The sequence below is a fragment of the Adhaeribacter soli genome (genome assembly GCF_008727925.1).
Taxonomy (GTDB): domain Bacteria; phylum Bacteroidota; class Bacteroidia; order Cytophagales; family Hymenobacteraceae; genus Adhaeribacter_A; species Adhaeribacter_A soli.
In genome coordinates this window covers 275,174-294,322 of the sequence record NZ_VTWT01000004.1, presented here as the reverse complement: position 1 = coordinate 294,322, position 19,149 = coordinate 275,174, and the positions used below count along the sequence as shown (strand labels likewise).

The 19,149-nt window shown below is 41.9% G+C and carries 5 protein-coding genes; 1 reads left to right on the top strand and 4 read right to left on the bottom strand.

The window, feature by feature from the left end; all coding sequences use genetic code 11:
* Positions 1–71: 71 nt before the first annotated feature.
* Together F0P94_RS09310 and F0P94_RS09305 are read right to left on the bottom strand one after the other, a co-directional pair.
* A complete protein-coding gene (locus F0P94_RS09310; RefSeq protein WP_150903612.1) occupies positions 72–7,793 on the bottom strand; it encodes a hypothetical protein in 7,722 nt (2,573 codons plus the stop codon).
* Between the two features lie 116 nt (positions 7,794–7,909).
* A complete protein-coding gene (locus F0P94_RS09305; protein WP_150903611.1) occupies positions 7,910–11,008 on the bottom strand; it encodes a hypothetical protein in 3,099 nt (1,032 codons plus the stop codon).
* A gap of 487 nt (positions 11,009–11,495) precedes the next feature.
* Here F0P94_RS09305 and F0P94_RS09300 point away from each other — a divergent pair, with 487 nt between their 5' ends.
* Positions 11,496–12,968, top strand: coding sequence for a T9SS type A sorting domain-containing protein (locus tag F0P94_RS09300; protein WP_150903610.1), 1,473 nt, complete (start codon positions 11,496–11,498; stop codon positions 12,966–12,968).
* An 82-nt stretch (positions 12,969–13,050) separates the two neighbouring features.
* Here F0P94_RS09300 and F0P94_RS09295 read toward each other — a convergent pair whose 3' ends face one another.
* Complete coding sequence (locus F0P94_RS09295; protein ID WP_150903609.1) at positions 13,051–15,327, bottom strand: DUF6603 domain-containing protein; 2,277 nt, start codon at positions 15,325–15,327, stop codon at positions 13,051–13,053.
* A 1,359-nt stretch (positions 15,328–16,686) separates the two neighbouring features.
* Positions 16,687–19,149: a metallophosphoesterase family protein gene (locus F0P94_RS09290; RefSeq protein WP_150903608.1), complete on the bottom strand. Its 2,463-nt coding sequence runs from the start codon at positions 19,147–19,149 to the stop codon at positions 16,687–16,689.

Here is a 19,149-nt window from a genome sequence, read left to right as displayed (position 1 = left end):
TAAGTAATCTTTAACTTCAACTAATATTTGAGAATTTTAATCAAAATAAATGCTTCCACATGCATTCCAATTTACCTCGGCGTTGGTGCCAGTAAGGTTTCAGGATAATGGGTTTGGGTTGTGGAACGACGGTAGTCTAAAGAAATAGTAGTCGCAAACTGGGACACCGGGGCTACAATTGCTGGCAGGAATGGGCTCAGATGCGTAAATGATAAATGGTCAATGTCCACCAATCGCTTTTTAGCCATGTCCAGGCTTTCATTCACGGCTCCCAGTAGGTCTTCCCATTTCCAAGCTCCCCCATTTTCGCCTAATGTAGGTGAAACAGCCAGCAACAGGCTTTGTGGTGCTTCATTATTCGGTTGATCATAATGGAAAGCAACAGATGTTGTTTCTTCCCTGTTCGGAATTATTTCAGACCACTCATCGATTACCAATCCGCTATTTGGGTTATGAGCTTGGAAATTGTCTGGCGAAAGCATCACTAATGATAACTTATCACCTTCAGGAACATAACTATCGCCAAACTCTATTCCCACCCATTTATCCTGATAACTTCCGTTTACAATTCTAACAGGTAACTGAACTGGTGTAAGCTTCATTAATGCTTCCGGCCCAAATTCATCTTCTGAAATCCGCAGCATCGTATCCATCATCATCACTTTCTCCAGCGCATCCATTTTGTCTCTTACTACTGCCAGGCCTTGCAACCACTCTTCCATGACGGCTGTAGCCAGAAGATTGCTAGGTAACATTTGTGAGCTGTTTTCCAAACCTGAAATAAGTTGTTCATCATTCTCGGTCGTTCCTTCATAAAGCGGAACAACCTTAAAGCTGCCCCCCAGCATGGCCTTAAATGCCTCGTCAAAAGCTTCAAGGCTATTACCTTTATTTAAAGCTATAGTCGCATTGGCAATCCGCTTGGAAATAATGGTAAATACAACCTTGGCAATTGGAAGTATTTCCTCTAAGGTTTTAAAACTAGACGCAATTATGGCTTCCTGAATATTGTAAGAAGCTGCTTCTTTTAGCAAGCCAAATACTACTTCTACTCTAGGGGAAGCGGTCGAATTTAGTTCAGCCTCCAGGCGGGTAGTGAGTGAATTAAGACCAGTTTTAACTTGTTCAGCACGGGTGCTTAAATTACCAAAGATGTACCCTTCCGGGTTAGGGCCCGAAAGATTCTGGTTTTCATTGCGAACCAGATCCAATGCATTTACAGGGCGGCTACCATTTAGCAGGCTCCGAACCTTGCTGAATAAAGTAACCATTTCGGCTAGTGATTTACCATCTTCTGGCCTTATGCTGTAGTCATAACCAAGTGTCAAAATATCTCCTGGTAATAAGCTTGCATCCTTATAAATTTGTTTGTCCATTAACTCTGCTTCTACCGTAAGACGAACGAAATTATCAAAGGAAGAGCCTGGTTCAAGCGCCCGCTCATCCAGCAAATGCAGCAGGTTAAGCGGCTGTAATCCTAGTTCAACCAGCGTCCAGGAAAGAGTGCCGTGCATTTGAGGATTTTCCTCCCGGGTAGTCTCATAATTGATGTTTAGCTTAACAAGATCAGGCGGACCAATTAAGCCGGCAAGCCAACTATTTAGCGCCGGTTCTGCATTTGAAAGGGGCGTTGCATTTATATTAAAGCCTTGCCAAGGATCCGTTGTAGCAGAAGTGCTGCCAGGCTGTGGAAGCTGAACAATAACCTTGTGGGTTAGAGAGGTTCCTGTTCTGGGTGTATTGATAACTTCCGGCGAAACCGGGAATTTACCTTTTGCAATACTTTCCATGGAAGCATTTACAGCATCATAATTTCCTTGCACGCTCTGATAAATACTTTCAGCAGTCACCAGGTCACTGATGGCATCTACCGTATCAGCTAACTTTTCAATCTCTTTTATTATAGTAGGTCGATCACTGGTATCAATTCCTGTGAAATCTATTCCGTATGAGGCCTGTTTTTTCGATTTAAAGTATTTTTCAACCAACTGGAGCCCGTCTGTTACATCCCGGGCTGAGATCACTTCTTGTGCGAAAGCTTCTTCTTCTGGGGTAACATTCTGATCCGGTTCAACTAAAGAATTTTTATCATTGCTGAGAGGGAATTTACTTCTAAACCAGGCTATGTACTGGTCTAAAGATGATAAACTCACATTAGGTACATAGGCATCATGTAGTGCCCTTTCGAACTGGTAGCCCAATAAAGCACTTAACGACTGTCCAGCTTTGATGCCTTCCATTATTTTTAAAGCCTTGCGGGTTCGCTCAGAAGACAGGTTAACTGCCATCCGGTTTCCATAAGGCATAAAAGAGTAGAACTGGCGGGATTTATACGCGTGCCGCAACACTGCAGCAGCAGTAGCCTGAGTAATTGAAGGAGCATGGATAAAGCCCATATTATCCGGATCTTCCCATAGATTCTCCTCTGTATCAATCTGTGCTGAATTATCGCGATTGTCCCCGAATCGGGTAATATTCTCCAGCCAGGCAAAGGCTCCTAAATAAATTCCTTCAGCTTTTTCTTGCCGGTTCTCCTCCAGGCGCTGCTGTACTAAACCTGCCTGCCAGGCATCGAGCCTGTATGAACAAAGGTCCAAGTGTTCCGCAAATAGCCGCTCTAACCGGGCTGTTGGCAATTCACTTAATAACCCCATTTGTTCACGATAAGCTGCGAACCTGCTAATGTTTAGATCAGGATGTGAAGGCTGTTTAGCAGCTTCTTCTAATTCCTCATAAATCATTTGGCCTGATGCTCCTTTATCATAAAGCAAATCCCAGCGAGAAAGATCTGGCTTAGTTCCCATATTAAAGAACTCGATTTCTTGCATCCGCTTAGAACTGTCCATCTTGGTTGCTGTATCCCAGTATTGCAGCATCAAGCCCTGGCGTAGCATGTAGTACAGCAGCGCTTTTGGTTGCGTTTTTTCGTTAATCTCGCCGTTAAAAATCTCCCTGCGAATATTATCGAAGTTATTATGGATATCTGATAACCAATGAATGTAATTGGTATTATCGTATACTTTAGAAAGGGACAGCTTTTCAGACAGAGGAGCATCATCAATTAGGATACCCGTCGATAATTCTGCTAATGGGTCATCACTAAAGGATCGCATCAACTGATTATAGCCTTCCTGGAAAATAAAATCAAAAATTCGGGGAGTTAGACCAAGATCGGTTATGGTTTTTTCATCGAATAAGCCAGGTGAAAATTTCTCAAACTTCTCTAACCGCGGATTTACAATTAGTTTGCCATTAGAATCCTTAAAAATAGGATCGGTCATTAAAATATCCCCATAACGAATATTGTAATCCAATCCAGTATATTGGGTAATTAGGGGCCCAAGCTTCTTTAAGTAAACATAGTAGTCTGTCCCGATTATGTACCTATGCTCAAATAAGCCGGAAGTTGCCTCTTTGCCCATAATTGAAAGCAGGTTAGTTCCTTCCAGCCCGGCCGGATTGTGTTTTCCTTCCAGGTAGGCAAAGGCCGGATATCTTACCACCTGATTCAGTCGCTCCGTCCAGACGGTATTAAGCTTTTTAAAGGTAGCTAAAAGCCTTTCCTGAAAGGCATCCTCACGGTTTTTATTTTGCCAGGCAGAGTACCTTGTCGTTGGCATAATCCCGTACGGTAGGGAACCAACTCCAAAAGCCGGAACGAATCCCCTTCCTTGTACATACCGATTGAAGAATTCCCTGGTATTATCAATGGCGTCGGAAGAAAAAACAGGCCTCATCATTTCCTCCATGAAGTAACCAAGCGTTGCCGGCCAAAGGCTGGCATTCATCACCTTCGCTTCACTTATATCCTTTGAATTACTAAAGCGAGCGTGTTGAAAGAGAGAAGGGCTTAATCCCAGAACTTCACTTAAACGTTGGCCGTCAGATTTTAACAGTTCATTTTCTGCACGGGTAAATAAGGGTTCACCTAAAAATATCTTAAAAGTTTCTTCCGGATTCCGGTTATCAGAAACACTAAAACCGGAATCTAGGTTATCGGTATTATTGGTAGGAGTTCCCTGCGGAATAAGGCGCAATCCATCCGTATAAACATGGTTTTCCAGAAGGTTGTGCAAAGAAGCGGCCCCTTGCTCGGAGGTTTCTTTTGAACGAATGCCTAAAACTACCAGGCGGCTAAATTCAGCTCCCTCTTCCCATTCCGCAGGAGTTATGGGAACCTCAATGCCCATCCCGACTTCCATGGCCTCTTCAAAATCCGTCATCCATTTAAGGTTCGGATCCATAGTCAGTTTGCCCACCGGGCTTTCATGTTCATCCAGCACTTCCTCAAAGTCGCTTGCAGATTCTTCTGGATTAAGCATCCGTTGGGGATCCAAACCAACCTGTAGATCCGGTTTTACCGGACGCCCGATCACCTGTTTCGAAAGCTTTAGGAATTCCGTCGTAAGATTTTTTATATTATCCCTGAACTCAAGTTCTGCAGTTGGACCTGGTACATAGGGAGGAGCAGCTGGATTTTCAGCACTTTGCATGCTTTTTCCATCCAAATACATGCTAAATATATCTTTGGGTACCCCCGGTTCAGTAAGGGAATAGTCCTTTTTATAGAGCGAGACAACAAACTGTTCCGGAAGAGCGGAGGCAAGAGCAGCCTGAGTCCAGGCTCCGCTTTTTTGATTAACTTCTGAAAATTGTAATGTAGGCAGATCAATATCCTTGGGTGTACCGCTGCCGGAATATTCCTGGTTTGTTGAATAAATCCGGAACTCTTCTAAGTTAACCGGTTGGGTCATGCGTACAATCCAGGCGGCACGATTTGCTGTATACATAGACAATAGTCCGCGCCAGGCAGCCAAACGGTGGAAGTTACTGTCTGTACTTCTTTCTGCGAGGTAAATCGAGATAGAATCCTCCCAATACGCTTTACCGGCAAGAATCTCATTTTCCGTTAGGGCTTCTTCATGATTGTCTACTGAAATCTGGTCAGGGTAAATCCGAACGCGTAGTTTATACCGGTCTTCCCTATCCCGGTCATCCCCTAAATTCACAAACTTAGTTTCAATCCTTACGGGCATTAAGAGGACTGGTAACAGGTCTTTAAAGCTGCCTATTGTGTATTGCGGGAAGCTTTCCAGATCCTTATTTATTTCATTGATTTGGTTTTGATAAGAAGTGATTTGGTATTCCAAAGCGGCGATATCTGCCGTGAGGCTCATTACGAGTACTTCAAACTCAGATGATGGGGCATCCAAAAGGAGAGTAAAGTACTGAAAAAGCGAAATCCTACTACCTACTATTCCTGTAAAAAGGAAGGCTGGGGAGCGTTGATGCTCAGCATTTCTGATTTGCTGTTCGGTAAAGAAGCTATTCAGTTCTGCTTCTATTTGCTGCACCGTTTCAATATAAGAAGCTGGTACCCAAGGTTGACCATTTGAAAAATCAGCTTTTAGGCGCTCCAGGGTTTCTTTTAAAACAATCAGCTTATTTGTTAAAAAGTAATGCAATCTTAGCTGGGCTTGCTCTTCCAAGTCCATTCCATTTTCTTCAACCAGTGGCAGGAGGTTCTCAAACTGACTTATATAATGCTGCAGGATCAGTTCAAATGTCATGAAGCTGAACTGCCTGTATTCTTCAGCATTAGTAGGCGGAAAACTATCAGACCTGATAATTTCCAGGTATTTATTCAACCCTGAGAAAATTTCACCCAATTGCTTTAATGGCTCAGTAATCGGATCCTTCCCCCAATTTACTTCAATGGTTTTATTAATTATCTCTAATAATTGATTTACCCAGCCATGAAATTCCTCCTTTATTTCGTTAGAATCTCGATTCTCAGAAAATGCTTGTGCAATCCTTTCCTCGATGTCTGTCCTCTTCTTCTCTGAATCCGTTAAAAATGATAATAGATCATTAAATTCATGAGGATCAAAAGCATGCTCCTGCGAAATAATAAATGCTCTTAATTGCTTTAATATATCCTTTGAAGCGGCAACAGTGTAGAATACAGGAACAAAACTACAGTTCCGGCAGCCAGGGAGCGTGTAACTATCAGCCTGCACTACTCGGCAAGCATAATGGATTTTGGTAAAAAATCCAGCAAATTCTGGATCCCAACTAGGGCTGTACTTATCATAGAACTCATTAATCCACCCTATTATACCATTAAAGAGGCTTTTTAACCCTTCAGAAAATCTAAGAACCTGTTCACGGTCAAGCTCACTTAGCGAATTAACCTGGATGAAAAGCCGGTCAAGTTCAGGCTGGTAAGTTTGCCTGAACCCGTCATATTCATCATACTCCTGCTGACTTAGGGTCCCTTGAGAATAAAAGAGATTTATGCCTTGATTTAAATTGACCATCAAATCTAAGCCTTGTTCTATTAAGGAGCGGTAGCGGCTAAGATCTTGCCGGTTTTGCAATACAATTTGAGCCGGTTCCTGGTGTGATTCCTCGTTTAAAAGCACTTGCAGCTCTGCCATTGTTGCCCCAGAAGGGACATCCAGGAAAGTGGTAAAGTACTGAGAGAGTGAAGTCCAGACACCTTCTGCCCCTGCAAACATAAAGAGACGCAATTGCTGATTATTGGCACTGACAAGCTGCTGCTCAATAAAGAACTCATTAAACTCTGCCTCTATATGCTGAAATGTTTCGAAAAATGAGGCCGGTACCCGTAGTTGGTCGTGATAAAAATCTTTGCTCAACCGACTTAGGATTTCATTTAAAACAGGTAGCTTACTGGTTAAAAAGTACTGAACCCTAAGCCGTGCCTGATCTTCCAGTTCCATTTCATTGGCCTCGAGCTGCGACAATAAGTATTCGAACCTGCCGATATAACGTTGCAGGATTAATTCGAATGTCCGATGGCTGAACTCGAGGTACTCACCTGCCTGAATAGGCGGAAAGCCTTCAGTTCTGATGATTTGAAGGTAACTATCTAACCTGGAAAAAATACCGTGAAAATGATACAGAGGATTTGTAACAGCATCGTTACCTTGGTTTCTATCAATAGATCTTTGGATAAGCTCCGAAATTTGATTGATCCATCTATGTATTGGTTCTTTAAATTCATTGATAATATCAGGAGTCAATTCAGAAATAGAGCTTAACCGCTGGGCTATGCTATCTGTTTCATTTTCCAAATTATCAAGCTCCCTAAGCAGGTCATCATGCTCACTCGGGTCAAATAAACCTGCCTGTTGAATCAGAAAGCTTCTGAATTGAAGTAACAGGTCTTTAGATGATGAAACGGTATAGAAAACTGGTAAGAAACTACAGTTATTGTAACCAGGCAGCGTAATACTTTCTAAGCGAAGTACACTCCAAGCATATATAATTTTGCTAAAGTAGTCGTTTACCTCATCGCCCCAATTAGGTCCGAAGTTTTTATAATACATTTGAAGCCATTCTAAACTTTCGCTTAGTAAAGCTTGTAAATCACTTGTAAACCCATTTATGGAATCTACTCTTAGTTTATTCAGACCTTTTCTTTTGTCTAAAAGAACATTTAGCCTATCCTGAAAATGATCTTTAAACCTTGAGTATTCATCATACTCAGGTTGACCAAGTAATCCTTGAGAGTAAAAAAGGTTTATTCCCTGGTCCAGATTAAAAAAAAGATCTGCCACCAACTTATTAATGGAGCTGGCTTGCTGAATATTCCGATCGTTTTGAAGAATAAACAAGGCAGAATCGGATAATTTCAATTCTTCTTGCTTTTGGTTTATGCTATTCTGGGCAGCTACGATGGCAGCCTGAAGGGCTGTGCGGGTTTGCAGCTGGTTATTAATATGGTTGGTAATTTCCGTAGGATTGGAAAGAAGTGATGCTGGCATGAAATTACTTTTTAAGCTAGTTAAAATTCTTATCTATGCGCCTTTTTGGCAAGGCGCAGCCTTTAAGCGTTATTTACGCTTCCCATAATTGGTTAAACTTGGAAGATTTTCTGGTTTTAATGCGGAATCATTTGATCTGCATGAATGGCAACCATGGCCGGTTTCTGGAATACGGCATATGCCAGGTGGGCTCCATTTTCCACTACTGGCACGCTATCTGTTGGCGGCGCGGGAGGCGTTGGTTGGTTTATCAGTTGGAGATTAGGGTTTAGGTAATTTTCACTAAGCGGGCCTGTATTATGGCTCCAAGACAAATTGTCCCACTTATCCAAATTAAGAGATGAGGCAATATCTAACCCAAATGCCGGCTCTCCCGGGCGCTCTACCAGTAAGAAGAACCAACCCAAATTAGAAGTACTCGGATTGCTCTTTGCAGCCGCTGCCGACAAGCTGAAACGTAACATGGTTAAGCCATCTCCCAAATCGGCTCGCTGGGTTGGAAAACGCATTTCCCCTGTTTGGTCTGGTACCAGCTCATTAGTTGAGTTCTTTTTTGCCTTCTGGGCATAGATGGCAATGCTTGGATATTTTGTAAGCAAATCTCCTTTTATGAGCAGGATCAGATCCGGCTCTGTAGATGGTGGCGTAATGCTGCCTGCTACCGGTTTATGATTAGTACCCAACTTACTTGTAGGATCCCATTTATCGATCGGCTTTATATCCTTAAGGTCTTCTTCGGTTAAGCCGTTCGGCGTGAGCAGGTCTTTTTTATCCCAGAACTGGCGGAAATAACTGCCGCGCTGATCGGTAGGGTATTCCCTCCAGAGCAATTCAGAAGCCATTTCATGGTTCAGCCCTAACATAAAGGCTTCAATGAAACGATCATTAACCTGCATCAGGGTAATAATATTTTTAGGCAGGTCCTTTACGCCCGGGAGGAACAGGTCTTCGTTGTAGGATTGTAAAATCTTATACATGGCATCTTTGAAGACAGGGTATGCCATAACGGGTGCAATGCGCTGAAGGGAACGGGAGAGGCTAGCTTTGGCCTGCATGCCTCCACTCGTCCTGAAAGCAGCGCCACCGTCGTCCTTAATAGGAATTGGACCGGTATCTAACTTACCCTGCGGAACATCGCCTTCCGGGTAGTGAGGAATAAAACGAATAGCTTTATTAGCCCTGGCCAGAAACACCGGCTCCGGATTAGTTGCCTCTATGATCAGGGATTTAACGTCCTGAAGATCCACTGGTTGTAATTCGTCATCCTTATTTACAGGTTTATAAATATTCGGATTTATTTCGCCTAAGGCTTGTGCCAGTACTTCAGGATAGCCCTCCGGAGTTGGTACCCGTTCTGGTCTTTCCAAATCGTTAATTAAATTCTGCAGAGCCCCCTGGTTAAAAGCCATTACATGCAATGGAGAACTTTTAGGCGGTACAGGCCATAGTGTACCATCATTTAACAAGGATAACAAGGAATCTCGTTGGGCCAAACCTGTATTAGATTCCAGTAAGGTATTTGGGGTGGGGAAATTCGGATCGCCGGGTGCATTCGGCGAGGTGCGGTTTGGCAAACCGGCCTGGTTTACCTGGAATTTGCCGAAGGGCCGGTTTATTCTCCGGAAGGTGGGACTTAAGGCTGCTAATGGAAATTTTGCTTCCCGGAATTTTTGAAACAAGGTTTTGCCATCAGCCGCTTTTATTCTGGAAAGCACCGGATAAGCCAGCTGCACGCCATAATCATCTAAGGTTTCTACACCAGCAGAAGTTGCCGAGGCAGAACGATCTGAATCGGAAGACGCCATGCGTAAGTTAGTCGAGCCACTGGTGGAACCATTTGTGGTATAAACCGGTAGGTGCTGATCACGCAGGCTGGTTGTTGCCTGGAGGGCAGCCTGCATGTATTTTAAATTACGGTTTGCTTCCAGCACATCTTTAAGCTGCTCCCAAGCCCGCTGGGAATACTCATCCTGCCTTTGTTGAACAATTTTAGTTCCGACGGAAGCAATAGCCCGGTATCTTAAATCAAGATTTGTTTGATGAATCCATTTTGGATCAGAACTTTGAGTTATTGGAGGAAATTCAGTTAGATTCGCATGATACCTTCCATATGCTGGAGGTACAACAATAGGTTTTGAGTTAATAAAATTATTTAAAACATAACTAAAGCTTCTATTTAAGACGACGTTTAAAGGGTCCGCAGATAATCTTGTTTGATTTTTAAATACATAATTAGTGCCTGGAAGCTCAATGGCGGTTGGTAGTTTTATTACTGTTTCCGATGATTCTACCGTTAACTCATAACCCAAGTGACTCACATCAACAGTAATGTCAGCATCAGTAGGTGGAAGTGCAGTTGGTTTTAACTGTCTGGCTAGAAATTCAAAATCTTCGTTTTTACCTGTTTTAAAACTCCAGTTATAATAAACAGGGAAATCGATTTCAGTAGGACTGTTACTTGGAGGATTAGCTGGATCAGGCCAGGCTAAGTCAGCCAAATCAACTGTTGATGGAATTGGTACTTTTAACCCCGCATAACGCCCTGCTTCAAATGAAGGTACCAGAAACGCATGATATTGAGTGTATTCCTTCATTTTACGAGGACTAAAGATCCGGGAAAAGGCAATATCCCCATTACTTTTTAACTCTCCTTTGAGAAAGCTCTCAGTATTGTTTGAAGTACCAGTTCCTGAGGTACCTGCTATGTTTTTGTTTACTTGTACGTGCGCCCAAGCCCAAATATCGTTAGGATTTGGTAAGGCAGAAGTTTTTACCCGTACTACCCTAGCATTTGACTCATTTAAACTTTCGGTAAATTCACTAGCTTCCAACACCAGTAAACATAACCAAGGAGTAAGTCTTTCGGTAGTATTTTTAGCTGGATTGAACGGAGTATACCGCCAAGGAAAATCTTCTTCGTAAAACTCAATTGCAGCCAATAAGTAAGGCTCAAAGTTTTGTACTTCTGCTTTCGGCCTGGTATTAATTATAGCACTTGCGTTTATCCCTAAAACATCTCCTGGTCCGAGAATTTCAGCCGTAACTTCCGGCTTAGGCGTTACTGGATTCGGCTCATTTGAGTTCTGGGCCTCGAAGTTGATTTTAACGGGAACAACTGGCCTTGGTACCGAACTAGGCGCACTTGGGGAAGTTGAACTGCTGATATAGTTGGCAAGGCCCTTCCTTACCCAAGGCAGGAAGGTATAGTTTGACATGGCTGGCATATAGCTAATTCTTTAAGTTGTTTTCTTATAGTCAGGAGTTATTCGGCTTGGCTTTGAAGAATAGAGAAGGGCTCACCTATAGTTTAGCGATGTTAACCGTTACCTTTAGAAAGGACCTTTCTGACCTCAACCAGGATAGCAAAAAATTAAACTTACATAAATTGACAAAATCAGTATGGTTAGAAACCAGTATTATACACTTGCATCCGAGGCAAATCTATAATGGAATATGGGTGAGAGCGGATGTAAATAACAAAAAGAACCCTAAATAACAAAATTAAATTTTGTGTTTTTTTTCACGTTTGCTATCTCAGAATTAAGACCGATTTTTGTGAGTTTAAATTGTAGAGCTTATATATAGTTATTAACTATATATGTGTTTTAATTATTGTTGTAGCACTGGTAAAAATTTTAAAACACAGCAAATATTTTTAATTTTATAGCTTCCCTAATCAGTTCTCTATTAAATATTTGAATTATGAAAAATTATTTACTTTCCCTGCTTTTCTTCACCATTGTATTGCCGGCTTTCTCCCAGTTTGTACACCAAAGTACTTTGTTGGGAACTAGTTTTACCAATACTGCTGCTCAAGGAATGGCATGCGCCATTTCAGCAGATGGCAATGTAGCCGTAGTTGGTGGTGAAACGGATAGTTTAGGAAGAGGTGCGGCTTGGGTATACACCCGCAACGGAAACCAGTGGACACAAATGGGGAAAAAGCTAGTGCCAAATGACGCCGTTTCGACTTCAGCAAAACCATTGTATTTTGGATGTGCCACTGCGATCTCAGCTGATGGAAATACAATCGCTATTGGTGGCTATTATGAAAACAACAGAAGAGGTGCAACCTGGATCTTCGTGCGCAACGGAAATCGCTGGGAGCAACAAGGGCCTAAATTAGTAGGTACCCAAGGGTTTGGAGATAGTTTTCAAGGATCAGCAATTGCTTTATCTGCCGATGGTAATACTTTATTAATCGGAGGAAATGAAGATAATGGAAATCGCGGAGCGGTTTGGTTTTTTCAGAGGACCGGTACCACCTGGTCCCCACAGAGTGGAAAAATTATTGTAACTCCTAATAACGGTTGGTCATTTGGGTATTCTGTTGCTTTATCGGCAGATGGGAATACTGCCTTAATCGGAGCTCTATATGAAGGTACACCTACAAATAAGCAGGGTTATGGTTACTTCTACAAACGAACTGGATCTACCTGGAACTTTCTACAAAAAGTTACAGATTTAACCGTTACAAACAGCAGGTTAGGGGAAGGTGTTGCCCTTTCGGGGAATGGACAAGTTGCTATTATTGGAGGAGGTGAAGGCAATCAAACGCATGGAATAGTTTGTGTTTTTCGTTTTGATCAATCGACTCAACTTTGGGTAAAAGATCAAATTTTAACTTCGACAGGTACTTCTCCTGGATCTCGTTTAGGAAGAAAAATCTCAATATCTAAAGGCGGCGATACCCTTGCTGTATCGGGCTATCTTGATCAAGTCTTTACAGGAGCAGTCTGGACCTTTGTCAACAAGAATGGAACATGGAGCCAACTGGGTAATAAAATCACATCGCCAATTAGCGGGGGAGTTGAACCTGAATTCGGCCGCTCTCTAAGCCTTTCCGCGGATGGTAAGATTTTACTAATCGGCCGGCCAAATGGGAGTGCGCAGGGAGCAGCCTTCATTTACAGCGACTCTTCTTTTGTAATGAGCACAACAAAAGAGCTTCAGCCGGAACTTAGCCCTTACCCGAACCCGGTCAAAGATTTCCTGCACCTGCCTTTGGGTACTGCTTTCAGCCAGCTTACCCTATCAGATCTCAGCGGCAAAGTTCTGCTCCGGCAAACCTCCCCTACCCAGCGCCTGGACCTTAGCACTTTTTCTGCCGGAATCTATATCGTTTCCCTGCAGCAGAAAGATAAGGTGCTTCACGTAAGAATTGTGAAGGAGTAATTATTTGGATTATCTGTAAAACAAAGAAGCGGGATCCTCTATCTAGAGGTCCCGCTTCTTTGCATTTAATGGTCTTTCGTTTTTAAACTGTTTCGAGCTGGTAGGTTGGTATAACCTGCAGTTCATGCTCCATATGCGGCTCCAGGCTTAGCAGCTCCCGCAGGTAATCGTAAGCTTCAGCCTCGGTGTCAAACTCCTGCTCTTCCCCATAGTATTCAAGGTTTGTTTTCTTCACTACTGCATACCGGTCTTCATCCCAGTAAACCGCATCCGGAGCATGCCTCGAAGGGCTGATGCGCTCCTGGGAAAGATCAGACTTGGAAACGCTGCTGTTGCGGGCTAAACCATTGAACAGGTTCGGGCTCATGGTGTAAGGCTGCCGGATCGCTCCTGTAGTAGAAGAGGAAGTTGAAGTAGTAGAGGAAGAAGCCATGCGCATGACTTCTGCCCCGGGATCAGCCACTAAAGCTCCATCATCCTCCGCTTCCAGGATCACCAGCTCGTAGTCAAAGGCCTTGGCATGTCCAGGACCGCCCAGGTACTCTTCCGTGACCTTAAACCCTACCCCATTCCTGAAGCGCTGGAAAGATGGGCTGGTAAGCTTGCTCTGGTCACTCAGATCCTGGAACTGGCTGATGGAAAAGAAATCCTTCTTCTCGGTTAACTCTGCCGCCGTTAAGGTTAACTTGTTTGCTCCTTCTCCAAACTCGGCACCGGTAATATCGAAGTTGTTGCCATTTACCGGGCGGCTGTTGCCAAAACGCTGCAGGTGCAAACGCAAAGGCGCTACCTTCTGGCGCACCACCAGCTCCCCTGCCGGGTTAATGAACAACCTGCCTGGCGAAGGCTCGATCTCTTTGATGGTTACCAGGTCATAGCTCTTCGGACCAGTTATCACTTCCCAGTTAGCCATATCCCTGAGTGCTGCCACCATCTTATCCTTCACGTTCACATCGTCCAGGCGGCGCGTCTCTTCATAGTGGCCGAAGGTCTTGTCGATGTCAAAAGAGACTTTGATAAAGAGCACTTTGAACTTGCCCTCTCCGGTAATATGCCAAGGAGAAGGGCCTTTAACATGCAGGTTCAGGTGCAGGCTCAGCAGCGATTTAGAGCCTTTCTTGATGGCTACGCCGGCGCTGGTATCGAACTGCAGCTGGAAAGGATTGAACTGGAAGAGGGCATCGAAGGAGAAGAAACCCTCCAGCACGAACGGGCCAGGCAACTCAGCTCTCAGGTCCATGCGGCTGCCGAACTGCACGGTATTGGAAGTAACAGCGAAGTAGCTGGTAAGAATCAGCTTGAAGTTGTTGCTATTGGCAATAACTAAGGTAAGGCGGCGCAGGTTCGGCAGGTCGGCATTCGGCGGCGGGGTAAAGCCCGGGTGGAAGCCACCAGCCGTGATGAGGAACACCGGCTTCTCGCCCTGGTAGAGGCGGAAAGCCATGTCGCCGGTAAGCGCGTAGTTGAGGATCTTGGAATCAAAGAGGCTGGCGTCGAACTTGATCTGCTTTTTATCGAAGTCGATAACGCCTAAGAAGTTTACCTGCAGCTTGAGGATCGGCTTGTCTTTGTTTGGCAGCAATGCCCGGAGCACGCCCAGGATGGCCAGCTTCACCGGCGAAGGCACCTCGATTACAAGGCCTACATCCAGGGTAATGAGTTCCGGAGCTCCCCAGCCGATCTTGCCCATTAGACCAAAGGCATAGCGGCCATTGGCAACCGGGAAGGCCTGCCCGGCAGCAGCAATGATCTGGGCAGCATTATTTACCGGATATACCGGGAAAAGCAGGTGGTTCAAAGAGCCGTCCTGCACGCCCTGGCGCAGGCGCTGCTCGTTGATGCTGCGGTTCAGGCCGATCAAGCCTCCTACTCCCTGCAAAGTAAAACCTAAGCCCAACTGGATAGGTTTGAACTCGGCGGTGATAATGAGCAGCAAAGAGTAATCCGCTCCCGTTACAGGATCATTCTTGGTAGTAAGAATGCCAATGGCTTTTAAGTTGATCTTGTCTTTGACGTTCAGCTCGGCTACGCCGGCATACTGCCCTTTGGCAACATCAAAAAACAGGTAACCACCGCCTTTTACGGCTTCTGAATCGATCTTTAAACCTATACCTTTTGGTGGAGCAAATCCGATATCAGCATTGATCGGACCTAGGTTGCCGCCGTTAGAAGGGAATGTAAGATCAGCACCTAAACCTACCTGTTCTACAATGGCTGTGATTGGACCTAGTTTAACTTTACCTGAAGCAGTAGAGGCTATTTTTATTCCACTATTACTCGCCAGTAGAGATAATCTTATGGAATCTAAAGCTAATACTTTGTCGGAAGCTGCTGGTGGGAAGTTGTAAAGAATTTCCAATCCTCCACTCCCCTTGAAGAAAATTCCACGATCTTTTGCCCAACCTATTCCTAAGTCAAACTCCAGACGCTTTCCTCCTGGCGGCAATATCTTTTGCAGGAAACCATCGCCGTCACCTGAGTTAAGAATAAAGGCTGCTTTATTGAAATTAAGTAGGATACCGTAATTAGATGTTGACCCATTTTTAGATATCCAGCCATCAACACTAACGCCCCCTAGTTCTAACCTTGTACCGGTTGTACTCCCAATAGAGTAACCATTATTAGAGTTTTGCGAATCAATATATTTTAAAGTAAACGAAGTGTCTAATAAATTTAAAGATGAATTTAATATTTCAATTCTTGAATTCGTAATTTTTAAACTAGGTACTGGAACATTAGTTTTAAAAGAAAATAGCCAATTCCCAAATTCTTGGCTGAATTGAACTAAATCAAATGGTTCAAAATATATACCTGGTCCTCCTTCATCAAAAGGAACAATACTTGTGGCGAACCCTATTTCGGTAAAGATTCCATTAGGACTTAAAAACTCCTTGGAAAGAACGAAAGTACCTCTTAATCTTTCCTCATCAATAGTTGAGGGTGGAGCTAAAGTAGAACTTCTTCCAGAAAATGCAATTATCTGAGCCTCTTTTAGTAAGAAGCTTAATCTACTAAATAACTTTTCACCAATATCACTTGCAACTTGTAAAGAAGATTTTGCCGGTGTCCCTGATTGTGCAACTTGCGGTCCAAATCCATTCGCCCAATATTCTTCCTTTAAATGATTAACAGGATCTTTTAAAAATGAAATGATTTTATTAAGGTCAACAGTTGGAATAGATGAAATATTCTTAATAATAACTGGACCTTGTGGGTCGTTATTAAAAAAATAATTAGTATCATCAGAAACAACTCCTAAAAAAGCGAGAAATTGATAAGTAAAGGGACTTCTTTTTAAAAGATAAAGGACAAAAAGCTTATCCAGCAAATCTTTTGTGAACTTTTCAAAATTGAACCCTACTAAAAATGAAGAATTTGCTACAAGTAGATTAGCTAACCCTTTTAAACTTTTGACTAAATTATTTATTTCATTTAGCCAGGTTTGTAAATCATTTAAGGTTTCGGGTGGTGTTGGTAAATTATTATCAAAGACTTTTATAGAGTTCGTAATATTATCAAAGATATTAATAAAGCTTTGTTCATCGCCATTCGTAATTGTATATAGGTCCCACCCTAATAACTCAAAAAATTCAATGACACTTTCGTCAGTCTCTCCTGCAACGATTAAAGGTTCAAAGAAAAACTTAACTTCATTAATTAGACTCTCTTGAAAATTTGCCACCATAACAATGCACGATTAATAAATTAATTTGTTGAATCAATCAGGAAACCCATAATCAAAATTCTTCCATTGTTCCTCATTTGGACTTATTGGATCAATGTTTAATGGTGATGCAATTAAAACCCTATGCTTTGTAAAATTATTAAACTTGTTCGAGCTATTAGGTTCTTTTAAAGAACTATTATACCAAATGTTGTGAACAACTTCTTCTTTTTGAGGAGTAGAGAAATCAAAGGAAATTTGACCTAAATTATTCCTACCAACAGCAATTTTTTGCTCTGTAATAAGATCCCTTTTCCCTTTTCTAATACCTGAATTCGGTATTTCTGTTAATGCGATTGCTTCTACTCCTCTGTCTGAATCAACTCGTCCATCGTTAATAAATTGAATACGATAACGCCAATCGGGGGTATTCAATATCATTACCTTAGAGGGATTGATGATCTTTTTAATAGCTGGTACCTTATTTAACCTATTAGGTAAAAATATTCCGTTATTAGTATAATCAACTTTAATATGTTTACCTGCAGTAGACCAACCTGCGTAGGGCGTTTTTCTCAATAATTCATTTTCTGCTATCCGGCTTACTCTAATCGCATTAAAGATTGTTTTAGAATCTTCATTCTTTAAAGAACTAGATACAAGCTGAACAAATGAGGCCTTTTTGACAGGAAGGGTTCTACGGTCCCAATAATCAACTTTACATGAAAATGCATAATGAACATCTCCTGATAGTATTACTACCTTATCAAATTTAGAAAGTTGATACAAAAGGTTCTGAAATACCTTTCTGTTAAATACCCACCCTTCTCTATCGGTATTTTCAGATCCTGTTTCTGTTTTGGTATAAGAGCTGTTTTTAACGGTTCTTAAAAAATTAATTGCATCTATAGCCATGGTTAGGCCGGGTTGTACTATTTCTTCAATTACAGGATGACCAATAATAGGTGCAGGTGAAACAACTAAAGTAAATTTATTGCTTGCTTGTTTTTCAGATAATTTACTTACTAACTGTTGATTTAATGATTGTACACTTATCAATCCTGCAGGCTTTCCATTAGATTTTCCTTGTTTAACAGGTGGAAACTCTCTACGATTTCTGGTATCAAAAATAATAACTTGATAGAGAGGAAAATTTAATGAGAAAGCATATTCTAAACCACCAGTTAGATAGCTCCCAGTTGAGTTATGATTAATTGTCGGGACTATTATATTTCCTAGTAACTTCCAATTATCAAATGGACTAGTAGTTTGATCAATATTTTCCGCAGGATTGTCTCTTAGCTTCTCAAGTTGACTTAAAAACTGTCCTCCTTCTGTTTGAGGGTTTAAATTACTTACAGGCAAATCAAATCTATCAGGCGTATTAGCCCAAGCTTGGAATAGCGTAAATGCAGTCAAACCATTCTGAATTATACGCTTTCCTAATTTATTGTTTAAAGCTCTATTTGTCCAATCAAAATTTAGAAACCAATCATCGGTAATTTCATGATCATCGCACATCATGAAAGTAGGAATATTTGCAAGAGCCTTCCTTACATTAACAAGTGTATTCTTAAATTGAATTAATGTTTCAACTTCCTTTTTATAATCAGAAGCTTTAATACTACTAACTAATGAATTACTTGGAAAGTCATCATCTCCAGGCCATAATACATCTGACCAGACAAATAAATACATAGCATAAAATTCTCCAAGTGCCATTAAATGAGAGCCCCCAATACCTTCTGCCGATAAACCTCCTTTTTTAACTAATTCAGCTCTTTCACCAGGATTTGGATAATTCAACAAATCAGGAGATACCTCAGCAATATCTTTAGGAGGTATCTCCTGGTTCCCTAACAATGCATCATAGGCATCAATTAATAAAAACAATAACATGCTTGATACATCATCAGCATAAATTTGGTCACCAGTTAGAAATAATTGGTGTGGTCTTTCTAAAGGATTATTAATATTAGGCTCTATTAATTTCCCCAAGCATGCTAAAGCATCGAATCTACCTCCATGAGGCTTTCTGCAAGAACCATGAACAATATTTAGCTTTCCTAAATCAGATGAGGGAGGCAATGAAAAGGAAGGTAGCAGCTCAGCTCCGTAACATATCATCCCCATGCCGCCTGAAGGACTTAATATTCCTGGATCAGAAAGTGTTTTATTTATGTATGTAGAACTATTAAAGGTTACTTTATAATGATAAGTTTTAGCATCCTCTAGCACTAATGAACTACCTGTCAAAGCTTTAGCAGTAATTACAACTACATATAAATTATTCCCCAGCTTAAAAGGCTTGGTATTACCTGTAAAAACTACTTCATTGCTTAGGAATGTTTTATTTATAGAATCATAAATATCAAGATTAACGTCAGTTAAATCTTTTGATAGTGCTAGCCAAACAGTCACCGAATTTGAGTCTACTTTTCTTAAAATAGGTCCAGCAATAACTAAAGGCAAACTAGCAAATCGAGTTGATCCAGACTTTAAACTTTCCCAAGCCAT